The organism is uncultured Psychromonas sp. (assembly GCF_947489755.1).
Taxonomy (GTDB): Bacteria; Pseudomonadota; Gammaproteobacteria; order Enterobacterales; family Psychromonadaceae; genus Psychromonas.
In genome coordinates, this window is the sequence record NZ_CANLFB010000058.1 from 1 (window position 1) to 4,997 (window position 4,997).

Here is a 4,997-nt window from a genome sequence, read left to right on the forward strand (position 1 = left end):
TTTCAAATCGTTCTTGGTTGAAAGATCTGATCGCTAGGTGGGCATTTAGTTCAATTCCTTAAGCAGAATTGAGGTTACTTAGTTTTAAAACACTTAGTTTTAGAGTACTGAGTTAATACCATTGATATTATTTATTAAATTTACAATTAATAGCTAGGTTATTTTAGTTAGTGAACGAGTTCTGCTTGGTAAGTGTTATTAAAAAATAATAAAATATGAGTTAACGTTAAGACATTCTTACTATATTCAATTTTGTTTGTGGGAGTAATAGAGGGGTATTTTTAAAAGTCTTAAGCTTTCTTCCATTATATAGATTTTATTTTAGACGCTTTAAAATTCAATTATAGTGTTGCTACACTCCTATCGAAAAAAGTTATTAATATATTCAGTGATGATTTATTAAAAATAGGGCTAGGCTTTTATACTTTCATCGTGTTTGTACTTTTGATTATGCATTTCGAGTTGTTTAATAAAGCTTAATAGATTTTTTAGCATCGTATAATCATTGTTTCTGATATTAATTTTTTGTAGTGAATCTAGCAGTTCTATATGGTCAATACGCTGCTCTTTACTTAAGTTTGATTGCATTTTTTTGCTAGCTGCTACTTCGTCTTTAAAATAAGACGAGACCATTTGAATTAACTGTGGGAAGCCACTTGCTATATCTATTTGTTTATCGAGTAATGAAAAGAGCAAATTATCTATCTCTTGTCGATCACTGCCTGTTTCAGTTATCCCTATTTTTGCCAAGTTATATTTATAAGGGCTCAAGTTTTCTGAAAAAACAATGCTGTTATGTAAACGTTTTTTAGCTTGGTACATAGCGGCATCTGCTGCTTTAATTTCTAACTCTGCATCGGTTGCCTGTGGCGTTAATATGTGAACACCAATGCTACAGTCAATTTGTAACTTAAACCCACTTATATCTATATCTTCTTTCATTAACCTTTGTACACGTTGTGCTAATGCATAAGCACACTGATAAGCGCTCGTTTTATTTTGGCCTGTGTTTTTAATCAATATCGCAAACTCATCCCCACCAATTCTAGCAATCACTTCTTCATCTCGTAATGAATGGTTTAATCTAACGCCAAATTCGACAAGTACTTTATCGCCAATATTGTGTCCGTATTTGTCATTGATTGGTTTAAACCCATCTAAGTCAATATACAATAACGCCCCATAATGTTTGCCGTGCGAAAGAGAAGGTAATAGTCGTTTAAATTTTTCATCGAACATTCTACGGTTAAATAAACCTGTTAGTGTATCCGTAGTCGACTCTGCTATTAGCTTTTTTTGTGCTTCTTCTGTAAAACTTAATAAGAAGAAAATACCTGATATAACTGAAAAAATAGGCCATATCACTTGGGTCGACGCCATCGTCATACCAAATGTCTCTGGTGAAATTTCTAGTAATACAGATCGCGAGATGACAATTATTATCATAACAATATAGGTGTATACAATAATCATATCAGAAGGGTTTCTATCGGCTTTCTTTTTTAAAAAAAGGTAAGCACATAAACCAAAAGCAATTGGGATAAATAGACTTGAAGTATGTAGTAGAGCGCTTTTATCATTGTTTAAGATAAAGTAACTTTGCAGAATAATGTTAAGTGAAAATAAGCTGGTAATTGATTTTAGCGGAGTGCGTATTTTACAGCGTTTAAAGCTAAAAACAGTGATTCCCCATACGAACATAGAAGATAATATCGCTGATAATATTTCAGTAAAAAGCGTTAACTCTAAAGAATATAAAAACCAGCTTATAGTGAATACATAGAATGACCCAAATAAAAATTGTGTCGATTTAGTACTTTCATCTGTATTTTTAATGCGCGTTCCGGCAAATGCCAAAACGAGGTTAATCAATGCAATCGTCAGATAGTACGTTTGATCGGAAGACATAAGTGTTTATCCAAATAAATTCGATAGCTCAATATTTTGTTCGTTAATTAAACTATTAACGGGCATCTATTTGAGTATTTTGTTAAGAGTCTAATAAGTTAAAAAGTTGTAATCGTCTATTAATATTCACTTCTATTCAGTGATGAAATGTTACCTCACCATAATTTCAATATATTTCATATGGCTTTAGTTACAATAATTTATATTTGGTTGATATTCAAACTGTTCACTCATTTTTAATTTTTTTTTATTAATTAATTTTCTTGGTTGAGATGTAAAGCCAATCCTAAATTAAAAAATAGACATTTAAAATCAACATAGGCCATATTATATAGTATTCAAGCATAATAATGTTCGATGATTTTTTAGAAAATTTCTTTCTAATTATTGATTAGAATGGAATAGTTCTTGTTTTTTATTACTTTTAATAACTTCACCTTCATATCATCATGGTGATTAATTGATTTTTTACTCTAAAAGAAGTCGTTGTTAGATTTCCGTTTATCGCGTATTTGATAACGTCTTTTCTAAACAATAAATGTAGGTGAGCCAATTTTTGTATCAAGTCATACTTCGTAAATTATTAAGCATGAAGTTCTTTGATATTTTAAGAGGGCTCAATAATTGAATACTCAAATAATGAGATTAATAAAGTTAAAGGGGAATACTGCTTTTAATAGTGCTTCTGCAATATCGTTAGTCTCTAAAAAAAGAATATAGGGTTCATTCCCTTTGCGTATTATCTTTACAAAAGTACGACAATATGAATCGTTATAATTCTCTGCTCATTCTATGAAGAAGTTATGTTGTTTGTTCGGGGTAAGGCTAAGTTATCCATTAATTAATTAATAAATCAATAAATTCTTTCTTTTAGAATAACTTTTATAGTACTTAGCAAATGGCTGCCTTTACTCTTTCTATCTAACCTCGTCGCTAAAGTCTTTACTGATTACACTGTATTTGAAATAGGGTCTTACTGACGTCAATAGCGATGACTTTGATGCCTGCTCCAATCTAAGATTTTAAGAATCTTATTTTGTGCTAACTTTATATTGGATAAATGACAACGAGAGGATTTGATTTATCGTGCATATTAATGCTCGTTTAGTATCGAACATCCTGCTATTTAATTTTATCTTTTATTAGTAAGGCATCCTTAAGGCTAGGATAGTCTTTGATGTGGTCTATAAAAATGCTAGGAACTGATAAACTCATATCATGCGTACCAAGTAACTAAATACTTACTGCCTCTTTTTGCTAGATAACTTCTAATAATTGAAATTCCTACCTCATAGTCAAAGTAAGATTTTTCGCGCTTTATCGATTGTAACAATATGCTTTGTCATATTTGATGTCGTCAGCGGGGAAAATTTACAGACTAGAAAATGAAAGTAATGAAAGTAATGAAAGTAATGAACGAATAATGAAAGAAAAAGTAACCAAAAAAGTAAATAAATTAATAAAACCTTCATGAGATAAACACTCATCGCTAGAGTAAATTAAGGTGGCATAAATATAGAAAGATAATGCCTTAATTGGTAATGCAAATAGTTGTCATTTCTATTGTAGGTAAATATTTAAAAAATCTTCACATATAAAATGTTGCTTAGAATTTAATCTAAATAATTATCATTAATTCAAGTACTCCCTTAGAGGTGATTTTTTTCGTTTACTTAGATGATCTTTATCGATAAAGTTAATTATTTATAGGTAATTTATGAACTTTTAATCAAATTACACTTTATGAGTATATTAAGTTGATATGACAACTTAATAGCTTACAATATAGGCAATTAAAATAATATTTAATGGAAACTCTTTCTGATAATAAGAAAGAGAGTAAAAAGGAAATAAAAAATGAAAAAAACTTTTTCTAAATTAACGGCTGTTACCGTTTTACTGTCTGCAAGTTGTGTTTTCAATGTCGCTAATGCTAGCTTGATCTTTTCTGAAGATTTTAGTGGCGGTAGTTCTGCATTAGAAAACTCAACGGATGTATCTTGGTCTGATACAAGTGGTCAAGGCTTCGAAGTTTACACTTATGCAAGTGCTGGACCTCGTGGTATGAGTGGTACTTATGATCATGATAACGATGCATCAACTGCACAAGTAAATATTCCTGGTGCAATCGAAGTAAACGATGATCTAGGTAATGAAACATTAACTGCTTCGTTTACGCTAGATTCTGTTATTGAAGCTGGTCAAGAAGCTGTATTAAGCTTTTTTGCTGGTGCACGTAACAATGCAATCGGCGCAACCGTTGAAATTTTAAACCTAACACAAGGTACTTCACTGTCTGGTTTATTTGAACCGACTGCAACTACAAGTGAATGGACTTTTAATAGTTTTTCTTTTGATTCAGCAGCTGCAAGCATTGGTGATGTTTTACAAATCACTTGGTTAGGTGGCGGTACTAATTCTGCAACAGGTCTAGAAGTCGCTGATGTGAACTTCTCTATTGTTGATGTTCCAGCTCCTGCAACCACTGCTATTCTTGCACTTGGTTTAGCTGGTTTAGGTTTCCGTCGTTTCAAGAAGTAATGTGATTTTAAGCTTAACCGCTTTTATCTAACTGCTTTATTAAACGTATTAAATCACTATAGAAAGCACTATGCCAATCGCATGGTGCTTTTTTTATCTTTTATCTTTTATCTTTTATCTTTTATCTTTTTTCTTTGTCTATTTTCTGTCTACACTTTACTTCCTTAACCCCAATACCCTTTTTATTCGTACGAGTCATAATCATTAAATACTTCTTTTATAGGTTAGATTCACTTACTTATTAGCGCTGAATTAGGTGAGGAAATAGCTATTAAGGTATTCGAAAAAATGCGATATCTTAGCTGATGTTTAAATTAAGTCATTTTACTGCGTAAAATTCAACCCAAACACTTCTGCTTTTGATTTTATTTGTACTTTTATTTTATTTTTAATTTTAATTGTTTGATTTTGTTTGTATGATGCACACCGATTGCCAAATACATAACATAATTAGTTATTTAAGTAATAGATCTTCATAGGTTGGATCTTAAGAAAAAAATACATTGAAAACATGCTCTGAATTTGATCTGATAGTAATCGCCAAACCA

General features: G+C 30.9%; 2 protein-coding genes. One reads left to right on the forward strand and one right to left on the reverse strand.

All coding sequences use genetic code 11. The features are described 5' to 3' along the window. Positions 1–411: 411 nt before the first annotated feature. Complete coding sequence (locus Q0794_RS17905; protein ID WP_298944224.1) at positions 412–1,908, reverse strand: GGDEF domain-containing protein; 1,497 nt, start codon at positions 1,906–1,908, stop codon at positions 412–414. A gap of 1,857 nt (positions 1,909–3,765) precedes the next feature. On the opposite strand from Q0794_RS17905, the gene Q0794_RS17910 reads away from it, so the two are divergent. Further along, positions 3,766–4,449 carry a PEP-CTERM sorting domain-containing protein gene (locus Q0794_RS17910; RefSeq protein ID WP_298944226.1) on the forward strand — a complete coding sequence of 228 codons (684 nt, stop codon included), beginning with the start codon at positions 3,766–3,768 and terminating at the stop codon, positions 4,447–4,449. The last annotated feature ends 548 nt before the right edge of the window (positions 4,450–4,997 follow it).